The sequence below is a fragment of the Rhodococcus sp. MALMAid1271 genome, assembly GCF_049195265.1.
GTDB lineage: Bacteria > Actinomycetota > Actinomycetes > Mycobacteriales > Mycobacteriaceae > Rhodococcoides.
In genome coordinates, this window is the sequence record NZ_JBMIRQ010000120.1 from 185,041 (window position 1) to 201,652 (window position 16,612).

A 16,612-nucleotide genomic window follows, 5' to 3' on the forward strand; every position below is an offset into this window, starting at 1 on the left:
CTAGCGCTTGTTCTTGCCGGTACGACGACGACGGACGATCAGCTTGTCGCTCGCCTTGTTCTTGCGGGTACGGCCTTCCGGCTGTCCCCAGGGGCTGACCGGGTGGCGTCCACCGGAGGTCTTGCCCTCGCCGCCACCGTGCGGGTGGTCGACCGGGTTCATCACGACACCACGCACGGTCGGGCGCTTGCCCTTCCAGCGCATGCGGCCGGCCTTGCCCCAGTTGATGTTCGACTGCTCGGCGTTGCCGACCTCGCCGACGGTTGCGCGGCAGCGCACGTCGACGCGACGGATTTCACCGGACGGCATACGCAACGTGGCGTAGGGGCCTTCCTTACCGAGCAGCTGAATGCTCGCTCCAGCGGAGCGGGCCATCTTTGCGCCACCGCCCGGGCGGAGTTCGACCGCGTGGATGGTCGTACCCGTCGGGATGTTGCGCAGGGGCAGGTTGTTGCCGGGCTTGATGTCGGCATTGGCACCCTGCTCGATCGGCGAACCCTGGGAGACGCCCTTGGGTGCGACGATGTAGCGCTTCTCGCCGTCTGCGAAGTGCAGCAGAGCGATGTTCGCGGTGCGGTTGGGGTCGTACTCGATGTGAGCGACCTTGGCCGGCACGCCGTCCTTGTCGTTGCGACGGAAATCGATGAGACGGTACGCACGCTTGTGACCGCCACCCTTGTGCCGGGTGGTGATACGACCGTGTGCGTTACGTCCACCGCGGCCGTGCAGCGGGCGGATCAGCGACTTCTCTGGGGTCGAACGCGTGATCTCAGCGAAATCGGACACGCTGGAGCCACGACGGCCTGGGGTTGTCGGCTTGTATTTACGGATTGCCATGAGTCTTCTCGTCCTCTATATCCGAAGAGTCCCAGCCGCTTACGCGACCGGACCTCCGAAGATCTCGATGGGCTTGCTGTCGGCGGAGAGCGTTACGAGTGCGCGCTTGGTGTCCTTGCGCTTGCCGTAACCGAACCGGGTCCGCTTACGCTTGCCCTGACGGTTCATCGTGTTGACGCTGGCCACGGTGACGCCGAAGATTTTCTCGACGGCAATCTTGATCTGCGTCTTGTTCGAGTCCGGGTGCACCAGGAACGTGTAGGTGCCGTCTTCGATCAGTCCGTAGGACTTCTCGGAGATGACCGGTGCCAGCAAGATGTCGCGGGGATCGGCGATCGTGGTCACTTGCTTGCCTCCTCGTTCTTTGCAGGCCCAGCGATAAAGGTGTTCAGCGCTTCCACGCTGAAGACGACATCATCGGCATTGAGCACGTCGTAGGTGTTGAGCTGGTCGGGTGCGATGGGGTGCACGCCGTCCAGGTTCTGCACGCTCTTCCAGGCTGCGATGTCCTCGCGGCCGACGACGAGCAGGACCTTCTTGCGGCCCGAGAGCTCGGCGAGGAATGTCTTCGCACCCTTGGTGGACGGAACCTGTCCCGCAACCAATTCGGTGATGACGTGCAAGCGCTCGCTGCGGGTCCGGTCGGAGAGGGCTCCGCGCAGTGCGGCGGCCTTCATCTTCTTGGGGGTCCGCTGGCTGTAGTCGCGCGGCTGCGGTCCGTGAACCGTGCCACCGCCGACGAACTGAGGAGCGCGGGTCGAGCCCTGACGGGCGCGGCCGGTGCCCTTCTGCCGGTACGGCTTCTTGCCGCCGCCGCGGACCTCGCCACGAGTCTTCGTGGCGTGGGTTCCCTGACGGGCAGCTGCCAGCTGTGCGATGACGACCTGGTGCAGCAGCGCGATGTTCGCCGGTGCGTCGAAGATCTCCGCGGGGAGATCGACGGTGCCGTTGGTCTTGCCGCCGGCTTCCTTGACATCGAGCGTCAGCTTGGTCTCGGTGTTCTTCTCGAGGCTGGTCATGCCCGTGCACCACCCTTCAATGCAGACTTGACGATCACGACGTTGCCGCGACGGCCCGGGATCGCTCCCTTGATCAGCAGCAGACCGTTCTCGCTGTCCACCTTGTGGACCGAGAGGTTCTGCGTCGTGATGCGGTCGCCACCCATACGTCCGGACATGCGCATTCCCTTGAACACGCGACCGGGGGTTGCGCAGCCACCGATGGATCCGGGACGACGGTGCACGGCCTGTGCACCGTGGCTCGCACCCTGACCCTTGAAGCCGTGACGCTTCATGGTTCCGGCGAAGCCCTTGCCCTTGCTGGTGCCGGTGACGTCGACGTATGCGCCGTCCTCGAACACTGCAGCGGTCAGCTCCTGGCCGACCTCGAACTGCGAGGCGTCGGCAACACGGATCTCCACGATGTGGCGACGCGGCGTGACACCTGCCTTCTCGAACTGGCCGGTGGTGGGCTTGTTCACCTTGCGCGGGTCGATCGCACCGAATGCGACCTGGACGGCGCTGTAGCCGTCACGTTCCTGGGTGCGGATCTGGGTGACCACGTTGGGGCCGGCCTTGATCACGGTCACGGGAACGACGCGGTTGTTCTCGTCGAAGACCTGGGTCATTCCGAGCTTGGTGCCCAGAATTCCTGTCGCAGGCCGATTCTTGTTATCAGTCATCGTTGTCTCCGCGCTCACTGGATGTTGACGTCGACACTGGCCGGGAGGTCGATGCGCATCAGCGCGTCCACCGTCTTCGGTGTCGGGTCGAGGATGTCAATGAGCCGCTTGTGAGTACGCATCTCGAAATGTTCGCGCGAGTCCTTGTACTTGTGCGGCGAACGGATGACGCAGTACACGTTCTTTTCTGTCGGCAACGGCACCGGTCCGACGACACGGGCACCCGTACGGGTGACCGTTTCGACGATCTTGCGCGCTGACGCGTCGATCGCCTCATGGTCGTAGGCCTTGAGCCTGATGCGGATCTTTTGTCCCGCCACGCTTAGTGTCCTTTTCTTGCCGCTTGGTCGTAGAACGGGCCGTTCGGCCTGCTCCACCTCGTCTGCACAGTCCCCGAGCCGTGAAAGTCCACCGACTCGAACTGTCTTCGTGCACACACGACAGTGAAAAACGTTGACGACCCAGGCGTGGCCTGCATCCGTTGCCGCTCTTCATCTGTCATGGTTCTCCGGTCCACGCGGTCGGGCGTGTCGTGATTCCGCTCATTCTTCTGCGTTGAAACTTTCGCTTCAACCACTTCCGAATGGATCGAAATCCGCACCGATCGAGCTGGTGTACCGGACGCGCTCACGTGGAACGCTGGTCTCATGTTCGTGCTCAGTCGGCCTGTCGACCGACTCACCTGTTTCAGGCCGCACGCAAGTGCGCCCTGTGTCCAGGCAACCCGACCAGTATGCCGCAGTCTGCCCGACAGATCAACTCGGGGTCCGACGATGTCCCTCGCATTATCTTACCGAGCAGTAAGGTAGCGCCATGACTGCTCTCGAGAACACCACCGGTGCCACCTATCGCGCCTGGTCGAAGCTACCGAACAACACAATAGGCTCCATCGTGTTCTCGGTCGGGATGTGCCTTCGAGTTCCCTACTTCTCTTCCGTGCTTCCGCGGGTGGTGGCGCTCGAACCTGGTCGCTGCGAAGTGACCGCCCCCAAATGGTTCGGAGTTCGGAACCACCTCGGCACGTTCCACGCCATCGCTGCCTGCAATCTGGCCGAAGTAGCAATGGGCATGCTCGCCGAGGCCACGGTACCGACGACGCACCGTTGGATTCCCAAGTCGATGAACGTCCGCTACCTGACCAAGGCCACCACGTCCCTGCGCGCGGTGGCCGAACTCGACGCGGTTCCCGTTTTCGAATCCGTCACCGAGGGGTTCGACATCGTCGTCCCGGTCTCGATCCGCGACACCGCCGGCGTCGAGGTGGTCCATGCGGACATCACGATCTGGGTCTCTGCTGCATCCCGTTGACATACTCGAACGATGAACGCGCAGATGCAATCGGATTCCGGTGACTCGGTAGTGGTGGTCGGCGGGACCGGAGCCGTGGGCCGCCTACTGGTCGACCTGGTGCGTGCGGACGGTGTCCCCGTGACGGTCGTCGACGTACACGACGGTTCGCCGGAAGGCACCTCCGCTGCGACCATCGGCGACATCACTGCACCGAACGAGCAGACGGAAGCGGTACTGCAGCGCGCCGCGACGGTGATTCTGGCAGTTCCCGAGTCCGTTGCGCTCGCTGCGGACCTGTCTGCGGTACGCGCCGACGCACTGCTGGTGGAGACCTTGTCGGTCAAGTCCGGTTTCGCGCGCCACCTGGGCGAGAGGAATCGGGACGGCAACGTAGTAGGTATCAATCCCATGTTCGCACCGTCGCTGGGGATGGCCGGCAGGCCGGTGGCCGCAGTCGTCCATCGCGACGGCCCATCGGTGCAGGACTTTCTCGACGGCATCGCGCGGTGGGGTGGCCGGGTGGTCCTGCTGGACGCAGAACGCCACGATCGTCTCGCGGCGGCGACGCAGGCGCTGACACATGCCAGTGTCCTCGCGTTCGGCCTCGCTCTGGCCGAACTCGATCTGCCGTTCGTGGACATCGATGCCGTCGCACCTCCCCCGCACACGACTCTCCTGGCGGTTCTCGCTCGAATCACGGGCGGCGAACCCGAGGTCTACTGGGATGTTCAGGCAGGCAATCCGTATGCCGGCGAGGCCAGAGCCGCTCTGGCCCGATCGGCACGCGCACTGACCGAGACCGTCGAATCCGGCTCCGAGGAGGAGTTCGCTCGTCTGGTGAGCGAGGCAGAGGTTGCTCTCGGCGGGAGCGGCGATCGGTATCGAGCCGTGTGCGCGGAGATGTTCGGTATCGTTCGAGGCAGCGGTGGTGTTCGATGACCAGGAATCACACGAACGCGAAGCAGATCAACGCTCGCAGGTGACCCCGCTCGTCCGAAACCCACTCGGTCGAGACACGCTCGGTCGACAAAGCACTCGGTCGACACAACACGGAGGCGAGGCACTCGATGTTGGAACAGCCGTCGTTGCCGGAGTTCGACTCCGACGATGTCGTGGAGAGCGCGGTCGTCGCACGATTGGCCAAGAATTGGGCGCAACGCGCAACGGTGAAGAAGCCCGAGCCCGAGCTGGACGATCTGTTCGATACCTCGAAACAGGATTTTCCCGATGCGTTGATTCCCTTCGGTGAGCACGACACCTTCACCGGTGCCAGCCCCGAGCAACAGGATCGCCTGCGCGCGTGGGGGTGGATCGCCTTCAACAAGAACGTGATGGACGTCGAGCAGCACGTCGTACATCCCGGCTTCGCACTTCTTGCGCAGGATGCCTTCGAGACCGGCATGGGCGATACCCTCGCCGTGGCGGTGACCCAGGCGATGGTCGACGAGCAGTACCACACTCTGATGCACCTCAACGCGAGCGCGGCTACCCGTCGTGGGCGCGGTTGGGCCCTGTCGGAGCGAGCACTGCCCTTCAGCTCCACTGTGCGTCGGCAACGCACGGCGCAGGCAACCAGCGAGGACCCCTGGTCGGCTGCGATCAGCTCGCTGGCGTTCATGACAGTGGCGGAGATCTCCATCACATCCTATTTGGACCTGATCGAGGACGACGACGTCATTCAGCCCATCAATCGCGCAACGGTGAAGTTGCACAACCGCGATGAGTACTGCCACGCCTCGATCGCCGACGACATGGCCGCGATCGTCTTCGAACGCCTCGGATCGAACGACCGACAGAAGTTTCTCGACGGACTCGTCGACGGCATGGATGCGTTCTCGAGCAGCGATTTCTCCACCTGGGGACGCATTCTCGAACTCGAGGGCGTGCGCGGAGCCGAACAGATGCTGGCCGATGTAGAGCAGGACAGCAGTCGCCGTGCTCTGGTGCAGGACTACAGCGGATTGCGCTCACTGTGCCGAAAGCTCGATGTCGAAGACAGTATCGATATCGACTGGGGGTGACTGCGGAGCTCACTCGGCCATGCCTCACAGGTAACATTTCCGCGGAATTGCGGTATCAAGTAGTGGCCATCGATCCTCGGGGTCCGGTCCCACCATTCGTCCCAACAGCTCGGAGATTCGATGTCGTCAGCTCAGCACGCAGCAGTACACGTGGAGGACGTACACAAGTCCTTCGGCGATGTGCATGCGCTGCGCGGCATCAGCTTCTCCGCCGAGCGGGGCACCGTTCTGGGCATCCTCGGCCCGAACGGCGCCGGTAAGACGACGACGGTGAAGGTCCTGTCCACTCTGATCGCACCCGACAGCGGCCGCGCCTTCGTCGCCGGCCACGATGTCGCCGCCGAGGCGGCGGCAGTACGCCGCTCGATCATGATGACCGGGCAGTACGCGGCGCTCGACGACACGCTCTCGGGCCGCGAGAACATCGAACTGTTCGGCCGCCTGATGGGTCTGGACAAGAAGGCCGCCAAGTCCCGCGCCAAGGCGCTGCTCGACGAGTTCGACCTGGCCGACACCGGCAAGCGTCCGGTGCGTGGCTACTCGGGCGGAATGCGTCGCCGCATCGACATCGCCTGCGGATTGGTCGTTCGGCCGGAGGTGGTGTTCTTGGACGAACCGACCACCGGCCTCGACCCTCGCAGCAGGCAAGGGGTGTGGTCGTTGGTCGAGGCACTGAAATCGCAGGGCATCACGGTGCTGTTGACGACGCAGTACCTCGAAGAAGCCGATGTTCTCAGCGACAACATCATCGTCATCGACAAGGGCACCGTCATCGCGGAGGGCACGTCGGATCAACTCAAGGCCATGACCGGCGGCAGCTACTGCGAGGTGGTACCGCTCGATCCCGGTCAGCTGCGCGCGGCCGCCGACGCGCTGGGCGAGATGGTTCCCGCGGCCGTCCACGCCGAGATCACCGCGTCGTCGGACCGACTGTCGGTTCCGGCTCCCGATGGTGCCGCTACCTTGTCCGAGATACTGCGCCGGGTCGACGCAGCCGGAATCGTACTGGCCGACATCGCACTGCGTCGGCCCTCGCTCGACGACGTGTTCCTAACCCTCACCGGGCATTCGCAGACGAGTTCGAGCTCATGACGGCCACGACGCGAGGGGTATCGAAGTCGCACGCCGTCACCGCACCGCGAGCCGCGACCGGGTCGACGACGCAGCAGCAGCCCAAGCGGCGCTCTCGAACACGGCCCTCCGGCTTCGTCCAGTGGCAGGCCCTCACCGGCCGTGCACTGTGGACGATGCTCACCAAGGGCGAGTTGCTGATCGCGGTCATCGCTCCGCTGATCTTCACCATCGGTTTCTACCTTCCTCTCAAGTTCGTGATGGGCCTGCAAGGCATCAATTACGCACAGTTCCTGATGCCGATCATCGTGTTGCAGGCGATGGCGTTCACCGCAATCTCCGCGGCGCAGCGAGCATCGACGGAGGCGATGAGCGGGCTGAATTCCCGTTTGAAGACGATGCCCGTCGTGCGCGGTGTCCCGTTGGTGGCGCGAATCTCGAGCGGTGTCGTCCGCTCACTGGTCTCGCTCGTATCGGCCCTCGGTTTCGGCTACGTCATCGGTTTCCGCTTCACCGCAGGATTCGGTCAGGCCGTGTTGTTCTGCACCCTCGCCATGCTGATCAGCACCACGTTGTCGATCGGTGCCGACGCGATCGGGACACTGTCGAAGAGTCCGGAGGCGACCAGCCAGGTGCTGACCCTCCCCCAGCTCATTCTCGGTATGGCCTCGTGCGGGTTCGTTCCGGAAAGCGGATTTCCAGAACTCATCCGACCGTTCGTTCGCAATCAACCGATCTCGCAGTTCTCCTTCGCGATGCGAGACATGGCCGAAGGCGGAGTCAGCTTCCAGGTGTTGTGGCCGTCCCTCGCCTGGGTGGCGGGCTTGATCCTGTTCTTCGTCCCGCTCGCCATCTGGGCGAGCTCGAGACCGGAATGACGAGCCCGAGATGACGATGGCAGAAGCGTCGGTGAACACGCCCCGCGTATCCAACTTGACCTTTCCCGAACCGAACATGGCTCTGCGCGAAGGCTCCATCCGTGCGCTCGGGCTTCACAGCATGATCCAGGCCAAGCGACTTCTGATGCGATGGATGCGCGATCCGTCGACGATGATTCAAGCGTTGCTGTACCCCGCGCTGATGCTGGTCATGTTCCGAGTCGTGCTCGGAAACTCGATTTCCGCAGCCACCGGATCCCCCGCGATCTACGGCCAGGTCCCGATGATCGCTCTGGTCGGGGCCATGTTCGGTTCCATCGTCAGTGCGGTCGGCCTCAAGGGGGAACGGAAATCGGGCTTGTTGTCCCGGTTCTGGACCACTCCCACGCACCGTGCCGCCGGTCTGCTGGGCAGAATGATCGCCGAAGCGGTTCGAGTGCTCGTCACCACCATCGTCATCACCTGTGCGGGTGTGGCGTTGGGATTCAGATTCACCCAGGGTATTTCGGCAGGCATCCTGTTGATCGTGATTCCGGTCGTTTTCGGCATCGGGTTCGCGGTGATGATCACGTTCCTGGCCACCGTCGCCGGGGACGCCCCCCTGGTCGAGGTCGTGTCGATCTTCGCCACGCTGCTCATGTTCTTCAACGCCGGTTTCGTACCCGTCCTCGCGTACCCCACGTGGCTCCAACCGGTCGTCGCTGCCCAGCCGATGTCGGTCGCGGTCAACGCGATGCGCAACCTGGCGATGGGCGGGCCGGTTCTGACGCCGGTGTTGCACACCCTTGCGTGGTCGCTCGGCATGGCAGTGGTATTTCTGATCCCCGCAATCCGTGGGTACAAGAAAGCTTCGTCGTCCGGCTGATCCCACGATGGTCGGTGGCCGTCTTCTGCATCGGAGGTTCTCGTGGTCGACCTGGCTCGGCCTGAGCATCCGTCGGTGTCGGTGGTGATTCCTGTCGGTGGCCTCGAACCGTACTTGCTCGAACCGTACTTGGACGCACAGTTGCAGGCTCTGGCCGATCAAGATACCGAGTGTCCGTTCGAAGTACTGCTGGCTGACAACACGGGAGCCGAACACCTCGGCTCGTACGTTCTCGACCACCCATTACGGCAACGGCTGCAGCTCAGATCGATCGATGCTTCGGGCGACGTCGGGGCCGGTCATGCACGCAACTGCGGAGCGCGCGAGGCGTCGGGCGATCTGTTGGCGTTCTGCGACGCCGACGACGTGGTGCACCCGAACTGGCTCAGGACACTCCTGGACATGGCCCCGTCCTTCGATGTCGTCGGTACCGCAGTGGAAACCGAGACGCTCAACAGTAGACAGACGCTGTCGTGGACACCGACGGTGCCGCCGGAGAAGCAGGGCCGCACCGATTTCCTGCCGTTCGCGATCGGCGCGAGCATGGCGTGCTGGGCATCGGTGTACCGCGATCTCGGCGGGATGGACAACCGCTTCAGGGCGAGCCAGGACGTGGAGTTCGGTTGGCGCGCGCAACTAGCGGGCTACAGCCTGGGATTCAGCGCCGAGGCGGTGGTGGCGTATCGGCTTCGAGCGGAGTTACGCCCACTACTGCGTCAGTCCTTTCGTCTCGGGTACGGCTTCGCCAAGCTTCGCGGCATCTATCGGCAGCGCGGGTGCCCTGCTCTCGGTATGCGACGGGTCGCCTCCTGGTGGATGGCATTGCTGCTGCGTAATCCCGCGCTGCCGACGTCTCTGACCGGGATGTCGCGGGGGCATTGGCTGCGTGCGGTCGCCATTCGCGCCGGCGAGCTCCGTGCAGGTATCAGGTATGGCGCATTCGGTTGGTGATGTCCGCCACACTTACCCGTCGACACCCTGCTCGACCGGCACTCGAGACCACCACGCCTGTTACGGCTGTGTATCCGACTGTTACGGTCGGAGTCGCACAGATGCAGGCGAGAGTGGCGTACCCGACGCCCCGGAAGAGAACGAGGCCATGCCGAAGAAGTTCACGAGAGTATTGCCCATGGCGGTTGTCGTCGCCGTGGCCGGTGCCCTGTCCTTCACCGGGGCGGGTACAGCGGTAGCTGCACCCTCGCCCACCGGCACCTCCATCTCCGATACGCCGGCGCTCGAGGGTGCCAACGATTTCGGTTGCGTACCCAGCGCCGCACACCCCCGCCCGGTCGTGCTCGTGCACGGAACCAAAATGGATGCGTCCGAGTGGAAGATTCTGGCACCGCAGCTGAAGAGCGAAGGGTACTGCGTCTTCGCGCCGAACTACGGCGGGGTCTCGCTTCTGCTCGATCCCGCCACGACGATCTGGGGTTCGGGCGATATCGCCGAATCGGGACGTCAGATCGGCCGCTTCGTCGACGAGGTCCTCGCGGCTACCGGAGCCACTCAGGTCGATCTCGTCGGTCATTCGCAGGGCGGTACGTCCTCGCGCCAGTACATGAAATTCGATGGCGGCACCGATCCGGAGGATCCCACTCGCAACAAGGTCCACACTCTGGTGACCCTCGGTGCCACCAACCACGGCACGACGTTCGGAGGATTGCAGCAGCTCTCCGAACTGCTCACCTCACTCGGCCTGCCCGGTGACGCGCTCACCCCACTGACCTACAACATGGCCGGTGCACAGCAGTTGGTCGGCTCCACCACGCTGGCGAGCCTCAACGACGGCGGAGATGTCCAACCAGGAGTGGAGTACACCGTCATCGCGACGCGGAACGACACTGTCTCCACTCCGCCCGGAAACACCTTCCTCCGGTCCGGTGACCCGTCGATGGTGCACAACGTGTGGGTTCAGGATGTGTGCCCGTCCGCCACGACATCGCATATCGGACTGGTCATGGACCCCGTGCCGCTGTACATGGTCAAGTCCGCGCTCGATCCCGATTACGCGGCGACAACACCGGCACCCTGCTGACAATGCGCTTTCGGTAGCCACCGGGGCCTGAGGACATCGCGTCCTCGGGCCCCGGTGGTCTTCGAAGGGGTCAGCGCTCCAACTCGGTCTGCAACACGGGCCCGATCTCGGCGAGGGCGGACTGCGAGGCCATCTGCCAGTGCGTCGAGTGCACTGGAACCACGGTGACGCCCCCGTCGACCGCGTCCTTCCACGATGACGCTGCAACGGCTCCCGTCGGATCGTCGACGACAGACGCGAAGAGAATCGACGGCCCGACGAACGGCTGGGGCACATACGAGTCGATCAGCTCGGCCGAGCGAGTGATCCCCTCGAGTATCCCGGCAACCCGTTCGCGAGATATCGCGTCGAACGGAGCCGGCATGGAGGCCAACAGTTCGGCCACGGAATCGACAGTGAGCTCTCCGATGGCGATATCGGAGTCTGCTCCGAGGCCCAGGCCGCCGAGCATCTCTCCGGCCGATACGGGACGGTCCACGCGGTGATCGGTGTTGCCCGCGACGAACGAATCCATCATGGCCAGTGTCGATACCGACTCACCGTCACGGTGCAGTTGCACGGCCATGGCGTGCGCGATCAGTCCGCCCATCGACCATCCGAGCAGATGGTAGGGGCCGGAGGGCTGCACGGTGCGAATCCTGTCCACGAACAGCGCAGCCCACTGCTCGATGGATTCCGGCAGGGGTTCGGCACCGGAGAGGGCGGGTGACTGCAGGCCGTAGATCGGACGATCCTCGCCGAGGTATGCCGACAGTCCGCCGAAGGCCCAGGACAGCCCCACGATGGGGTGGATGCAGAACAGCGGCGACGAGGAGCCACCGATCCGAAGAGGAATCAGCGTCTCCAGTCCGCTGGATTCGCCGCCCTCGACCGGAGACGTTGTCGCTGCCGCGATCCGCGCGGCGAGTGAGGCCACGGATGCGTCGGCGAACAACCAGTTCAGCGGAATCGCCCCACCACCGACTGCGGTCTCGAGTTCGGGAACCAACTTCACCGCCAGCAACGAGTTGCCGCCCAACGCGAAGAAGTCGTCGTCCAGCCCGACCCGGTCGACGCCCAACACGTCCGCGAACACCGCCGCGACCGATTCCTCTACCGGTGTCTGCGGAGCCCTGAACTCACGGGCCTGGAATTCCGGGGCCGGTAGCGCACGACGATCGAGCTTTCCCGCCGGATTGAGCGGTAGCGCATCGAGCACCACGAAGGCGGACGGCACCATGTACGACGGCAGCGCCGTCCCCAACTCCGCCCGCACCGTCTCGACATCGATATCGGCTCCGCCGGCTGGAACCAGGTACGCCGCCAACGACTCCCCCACCGACAGCGGCGCGACCACCACAACGGCCTGACTCACCGACGACAACGCCGTCAACGCCGTCTCGATCTCCCCCAACTCGATTCGCTGCCCGCGGAACTTCACCTGGAAGTCGGTGCGACCGATGTACTCGAGCCGCCCGAGATCCATCGACCACCGCACCAGATCGCCGGTCCGGTACATCCGGGAACCCTCGTCACCGAAGGGGTTCGCGAGGAAACGCTCGGACGACAGATCGGGCCGGGCGACGTATCCCCGCGCCAACTGAGCCCCGGCGAGGTAGAGCTCACCCGGGACGCCGGCAGGTACCGGATGCAATCGCGAGTCCAGAACGTAGACGGAGCTGTTCCACTCCGGCACACCGATGGACACCGAACCCTCGGCCGCGGCGTCCTCGGTGACATCGCGGTAGGTGATGCTCACTGCGGCCTCCGTGGGGCCGTACAGGTTGTGTATCCGCGCATCCGACACCGCCCGGCACAGCCCCACGGTCCGCGCAGGCAAGGCCTCTCCGATCACGAAGACATGCCGAAGCGTGGAAACGGACTGCGCGGCAACGGATTCGGCGAATACCGTCAACATCGACGGCACGAAATCCGTCACGGTCACACCATGACGGGCGATATCGGCCGCAACGGCCTCGACGTCTCGCTGCGCGCCCGGGGCCGCCACGATCAACCGACCGCCGGTGCGCAGCGGCAGGAAGAAGCCCCACAGCGAGACATCGAATGTCGTCGCCGTCTTCTGCAGATACACATCCGAGGCATCGAGACCGTATTCCTGCGCCATCCAGACCATCTGGTTGACGATCGCCCGATGTTCGATCGCCACACCCTTCGGCCGACCGGTCGAGCCGGAGGTGAACAACACGTACGCCAGGTCGTCCCCGGAGGCACGCGGAAACAGCACCGACCCCGACGGCTCCGGCGGGTCGGTGATGTCGACAACCGGAATCACTGTCTCCGTGACGAATTCATCACGCGCCGTCGACAGGACGACAACCGGCGACGCCGTGCCGAGAATGTAGTCGTTACGCTCGATCGGCTGATCCGGATCCACCGGGACGTACGCCGCACCGGCTCGCAGCACGGCATACATGCCGACCACCAACTCGACGGACCTCCGCATCGCGAGCCCCACCAGAACACCGGGCCCGGCACCGTGCTCCTGCAGCAACGACGCAGCCGCATCCACCCGGTCCGAGAACTCCCGATACGTCAACGATTGCTCGCCGAACACCAACGCCACAGCATCCGGTGTGGCGGCCACCGTGCGATCGAAACCGTCCAGCAACACCTCGTCCGCGGTGGCCGGAACACGAGTGTCGTCGACTACCGCCAGAATCCGATCACGCTCACTGGGCTCGAGCACATCGATGTCACCGACCGCGACCTCGGGTCGAGCGGTCACCGCCTCGAGCACGGTCACCAACCGTCGACCGAACGACGTCACCGTCGGTTCGTCGAAAAGGTCCGTCGCGTACATCAACTCGACGGCCAGACCCGCGCCGTCGCCTCGCTCGGTGAAGGTGACCTGCAGGTCGAATTTTGCCGATGCCACGCCGGAGCCGAACGCCTCGACCTCGAGATCGGGTAACTCGAACGAACCCTGTGAGAAGTTCTGGAAGAACAGGGCAACCTGCACCAGCGGGTGTCGTCCCTGCGAACGCACCGGGTCGAGTACCTCGACCAGACGCTCGAAGGGAACATCGATGTTGTCGAAGGCTTCGAGGTCGCCGGTGCGTACCGTGTCGAGAACCTCGGTGAACTCGGCGGCCGCGCTGATACGAGTTCGCAGTACCACCGTGTTGACGAACATCCCCACCAGATCGTCCAGGCGGGCGTCGCCGCGGCCACCGACCGGCGCTCCCACGGCGATATCGTCCGTACCGGACAGCGTCGCCAACAAGACGGCCAACGCGGCGTGCACCACCATGAACGGGGTCGCCTCGTTCGCCCGGGCACACTCGAGCACTCGGGCGTGCAGCTCGGGATCGATTTCGAACGACACCACCGCTCCTCGTCCCGACGCCACTCGTGGGCGCGGACGGTCCGAGGGCAGGTCCAACTGATCGGGCAGTCCGTCGAGTGCCTGCTGCCAGTATCGAATCTGCTTGCTGGCGAGAGATTTCGGGTCCGACTCGGAGCCGAGCGTGTCCAGTTGCCACAATGTGTAGTCGATGTACTGAACCGGAAGAGGTGCCCAGTGCGGGGCCGATCCGCTGCGCCGCGCGAGGTATGCCGTCATGACATCACGGGACAGGGGGGCCATCGACAGCCCGTCCGCCGAGATGTGGTGCGCCACGAATGCCAGCACGTACTCCGGTGCTGCGCCGGCCGGGTCCGTGATGTGGAACAGCCGAACCCGAAACGGGGTCTCGATCGTGACGTCGAATCCCCGGGTGAAGAACTCTGTGACCGCAGCGAGAGTGTCCTCGCGAGCGATGCGGACCACGTCCATCCCGGCGTGCGCCTCGGCCTCGTCTCGCACCTGTTGGTACCCGACACCGTCGATTTCGGGGTAGACGGTGCGCAAGGATTCGTGACGCCCGACCACGTCCCCCACGGCGGCCTGCAGCGCGTCCACATCGAGCGCTCCGCGGAGCAGCAGCGCGACCGGCACATTGTTGAGGGCCGACTCGGTGTCGAGTCGGTTGAGGAACCACATTCGTTGCTGCGCCGACGACAGCGGGATACGCGCGGGCCGCTCCCTCGACGTGTCGAGCGCGGCTCGAACCTGGCCGTCGGCCGAATCGGCGGCCTGCGCCAAGGCCTCGACCGTGGACGACTCGAACACCGAGCGCGCCGGAACATGTACGCCCAGAGCCGAACCCAACCGAGCTGCGAGCTGTGTGGCGATCAGGGAGTTACCCCCGAGGGCGAAGAAGTCGTCGCCGAGGCCGACTCGTTCGATTCCGAGCAGCTCGACGAAGATCTCGGCGACGACGCGTTCGGTGGGGGTCGACGGGGCCCTGAACTCCGCGGCCTCGAACACCGGTTCCGGCAAAGCATCTCGGTCGAGTTTGCCGGTGGGAGTCAGCGGAATCGACTCGATTGCTGTGATGACTGAGGGCACCATGTGCGCAGGCAAGCTGCGCCCGGTCGCGTCGAGCAGGCGGTCGAGGTCGAGTTCGGTGCCCGGCACCGGCAGTACGTAGGCCGCGAGAACGGTTGCGCCCGTCTGACTGCGGTACCCGAGGGTGACGGCGAAATCGACCCCGTCCTGCGCCGTCAGAACGGCGTCGATCTCACCGAGCTCGATTCTGAACCCGCGTATCTGGACCTGGAAGTCGTTGCGGCCCAGGTATTCGATGGCGCGTCCGGATGCCGTCTCTCGCCAACGCACCAGGTCGCCGGTCCGGTACAGCCGGCTCTGCGCGGAGTTCCCTTCGGGGGCATACGGATTGGCAACGAATCGCGCTGCGGTCAACGCGAATCGGCGATTGTATCCTCGGGCAAGACCGGCACCGGTCAGGTACAACTCGCCCGCAACTCCGGCGGGCACCTGACGCAGTCGGTCGTCGAGAACGTGGTATCCCATGTCCTGCGTCGACGGCCCGAGCAGTACAGCGTCGCCCGCGTTCAGCGGAGGGGAAATGTTGCACACCATCGAGGCTTCGGTGGGGCCGTAGACATTGTGGAAACGCCTGCCCGGCGCCCACTTCGACATCAGCTCCGAGGTGTATGCCTCGCCGCCGATCGCGAGCACGCGCATCTCCGGCACCTCCGCCGGATCGAGCGATGCCAGCGCGGCCGGGGTGATGAACGCATGGGTGACGCGGTGGCTGCGTAGCACCTCGGCCAGATCGGAGCCGCCGTAGATGCCGGGCGGGGCGATGACCATCGTCGAGCCCGCGCCCACGGCCATGAGTAGCTCGAGCACGGATGCGTCGAAGCTGGGTGAGGCGAAATGCAATGTGCGCGAATCGGAGTCCAAGCCGTAGATCTCGACCTGAGTGGAACTCAACGGGGCCAGTCCGGCGTGAGAGACGGCAACGCCTTTCGGCAGACCCGTCGAGCCGGAGGTGTAGATGACGTACGCGAGTGTGGACGGGCGAATCGGTGCCCTCCGGTCGTCGGCTACGACGGGATCGTCCGACAGCCCCCGAAGCGCATCCTCGGTATCGGGCGAGTCGAGAGAGATCCACGACACCGACGCCGGCATCGTCGCCTCGAACTGTGTTGCCGTGACACCCATCCGAACCCCGGAGTCGTCGACCATGTGCGTGATACGGGCGGCTGGGTAGTTGGGATCGATGGGCACGAATGCCGCACCGGTCTTCGCCACCGCCCACACCGCCATGACCGATTCGATCGAGCGGGTCAGCGCCAGAGCCACGAAATCCTCTGGGCCGATCCCGCGCTCGATGAGCAGGCGGGCGAGCCTGGACGACCGGGAGTCGATCTCCCGATAGGTGAGCGACCGGGTGCCGAACTCGACCGCTGTACCGTCCGGGTTCTTCTCCACCGCTGCGGCGAGCAGGGTGGGCAGCGCAACGGTACGAGCGGGTCGCTGCCGGGTGGGTCGTGCACGGGTGGGCCGGGGGCGGCTCGACCGTCCACCTGCTCGGCCACCCGACTCGGACGGTGTACCGGTCGATCCATCCGAACTCATCTGAC

General features: G+C 64.7%; 14 protein-coding genes. 8 read left to right on the forward strand and 6 right to left on the reverse strand.

The window, feature by feature from the left end:
* From rplB to rpsJ, 5 genes are read right to left on the reverse strand one after another with little or no spacing between them, the layout of a single operon-like run.
* Positions 1–837 carry a 50S ribosomal protein L2 gene (rplB, locus tag ACOQFP_RS23830; protein WP_206491874.1) on the reverse strand — a complete coding sequence of 279 codons (837 nt, stop codon included), beginning with the start codon at positions 835–837 and terminating at the stop codon, positions 1–3.
* A gap of 39 nt (positions 838–876) precedes the next feature.
* Positions 877–1,182: a 50S ribosomal protein L23 gene (gene rplW / locus ACOQFP_RS23835; protein ID WP_421585741.1), complete on the reverse strand. Its 306-nt coding sequence runs from the start codon at positions 1,180–1,182 to the stop codon at positions 877–879.
* Positions 1,179–1,856: a 50S ribosomal protein L4 gene (gene rplD / locus ACOQFP_RS23840; RefSeq protein WP_206491876.1), complete on the reverse strand. Its 678-nt coding sequence runs from the start codon at positions 1,854–1,856 to the stop codon at positions 1,179–1,181. Before rplD ends, rplW begins: the two co-directional genes overlap by 4 nt.
* Complete coding sequence (gene rplC / locus ACOQFP_RS23845; protein ID WP_206491877.1) at positions 1,853–2,518, reverse strand: 50S ribosomal protein L3; 666 nt, start codon at positions 2,516–2,518, stop codon at positions 1,853–1,855. The genes rplD and rplC overlap by 4 nt, the downstream gene beginning before the upstream one ends.
* A 14-nt stretch (positions 2,519–2,532) precedes the next feature.
* On the reverse strand, positions 2,533–2,838 hold the full coding sequence (gene rpsJ / locus ACOQFP_RS23850) for a 30S ribosomal protein S10 (protein WP_003938093.1): 306 nt from the start codon (positions 2,836–2,838) through the stop codon (positions 2,533–2,535).
* Between the two features lie 493 nt (positions 2,839–3,331).
* Here rpsJ and ACOQFP_RS23855 point away from each other — a divergent pair, with 493 nt between their 5' ends.
* From ACOQFP_RS23855 to ACOQFP_RS23890, 8 genes are all read left to right on the forward strand, one after another.
* Positions 3,332–3,826, forward strand: a complete 495-nt coding sequence (locus ACOQFP_RS23855) for a hotdog fold domain-containing protein (RefSeq protein ID WP_206491878.1) — start codon at positions 3,332–3,334, stop codon at positions 3,824–3,826.
* 12 nt (positions 3,827–3,838) lie between these two features.
* Positions 3,839–4,747, forward strand: a complete 909-nt coding sequence (locus ACOQFP_RS23860; RefSeq protein ID WP_421585742.1) for a prephenate dehydrogenase dimerization domain-containing protein — start codon at positions 3,839–3,841, stop codon at positions 4,745–4,747.
* Positions 4,748–4,875: 128 nt separating this feature from the next.
* Positions 4,876–5,829, forward strand: a complete 954-nt coding sequence (locus ACOQFP_RS23865; protein ID WP_206491879.1) for an AurF N-oxygenase family protein — start codon at positions 4,876–4,878, stop codon at positions 5,827–5,829.
* Positions 5,830–5,949: 120 nt separating this feature from the next.
* Positions 5,950–6,921: an ATP-binding cassette domain-containing protein gene (locus ACOQFP_RS23870; RefSeq protein WP_206491880.1), complete on the forward strand. Its 972-nt coding sequence runs from the start codon at positions 5,950–5,952 to the stop codon at positions 6,919–6,921.
* Positions 6,918–7,778 (forward strand): ABC transporter permease, encoded by an 861-nt coding sequence (locus tag ACOQFP_RS23875; protein WP_206491881.1) that lies wholly within the window; start codon positions 6,918–6,920, stop codon positions 7,776–7,778. The genes ACOQFP_RS23870 and ACOQFP_RS23875 overlap by 4 nt, the downstream gene beginning before the upstream one ends.
* Positions 7,779–7,788: 10 nt before the next feature.
* Positions 7,789–8,643 carry an ABC transporter permease gene (locus tag ACOQFP_RS23880; RefSeq protein ID WP_206491882.1) on the forward strand — a complete coding sequence of 285 codons (855 nt, stop codon included), beginning with the start codon at positions 7,789–7,791 and terminating at the stop codon, positions 8,641–8,643.
* Between the two features lie 42 nt (positions 8,644–8,685).
* On the forward strand, positions 8,686–9,594 hold the full coding sequence (locus ACOQFP_RS23885; protein WP_421585743.1) for a glycosyltransferase: 909 nt from the start codon (positions 8,686–8,688) through the stop codon (positions 9,592–9,594).
* Between the two features lie 178 nt (positions 9,595–9,772).
* Positions 9,773–10,678 (forward strand): esterase/lipase family protein, encoded by a 906-nt coding sequence (locus ACOQFP_RS23890; RefSeq protein WP_241257313.1) that lies wholly within the window; start codon positions 9,773–9,775, stop codon positions 10,676–10,678.
* A 70-nt stretch (positions 10,679–10,748) separates the two neighbouring features.
* On the opposite strand, the gene ACOQFP_RS23895 is transcribed toward ACOQFP_RS23890, so the two are convergent.
* On the reverse strand, positions 10,749–16,607 hold the full coding sequence (locus ACOQFP_RS23895; protein ID WP_421585744.1) for an amino acid adenylation domain-containing protein: 5,859 nt from the start codon (positions 16,605–16,607) through the stop codon (positions 10,749–10,751).
* Between the last annotated feature and the right edge of the window lie 5 nt (positions 16,608–16,612).

Excerpts from the sequence above, each read along its gene's own strand:
- ACOQFP_RS23865 (WP_206491879.1), top strand. The coding sequence starts at position 4,876 with ATGTTGGAACAGCCGTCGTTGCCGGAGTTCGACTCCGACGATGTCGTG.
- ACOQFP_RS23875 (WP_206491881.1), top strand. The coding sequence starts at position 6,918 with ATGACGGCCACGACGCGAGGGGTATCGAAGTCGCACGCCGTCACCGCA.
- ACOQFP_RS23870 (WP_206491880.1), top strand. The coding sequence starts at position 5,950 with ATGTCGTCAGCTCAGCACGCAGCAGTACACGTGGAGGACGTACACAAG.
- ACOQFP_RS23890 (WP_241257313.1), top strand. The coding sequence starts at position 9,773 with ATGGCGGTTGTCGTCGCCGTGGCCGGTGCCCTGTCCTTCACCGGGGCG.
- rplC (WP_206491877.1), bottom strand. The coding sequence starts at position 2,518 with ATGACTGATAACAAGAATCGGCCTGCGACAGGAATTCTGGGCACCAAG.
- rplB (WP_206491874.1), bottom strand. The coding sequence starts at position 837 with ATGGCAATCCGTAAATACAAGCCGACAACCCCAGGCCGTCGTGGCTCC.
- ACOQFP_RS23855 (WP_206491878.1), top strand. The coding sequence starts at position 3,332 with ATGACTGCTCTCGAGAACACCACCGGTGCCACCTATCGCGCCTGGTCG.
- rplD (WP_206491876.1), bottom strand. The coding sequence starts at position 1,856 with ATGACCAGCCTCGAGAAGAACACCGAGACCAAGCTGACGCTCGATGTC.
- ACOQFP_RS23880 (WP_206491882.1), top strand. The coding sequence starts at position 7,789 with ATGACGATGGCAGAAGCGTCGGTGAACACGCCCCGCGTATCCAACTTG.
- ACOQFP_RS23895 (WP_421585744.1), bottom strand. The coding sequence starts at position 16,607 with ATGAGTTCGGATGGATCGACCGGTACACCGTCCGAGTCGGGTGGCCGA.
- ACOQFP_RS23860 (WP_421585742.1), top strand. The coding sequence starts at position 3,839 with ATGAACGCGCAGATGCAATCGGATTCCGGTGACTCGGTAGTGGTGGTC.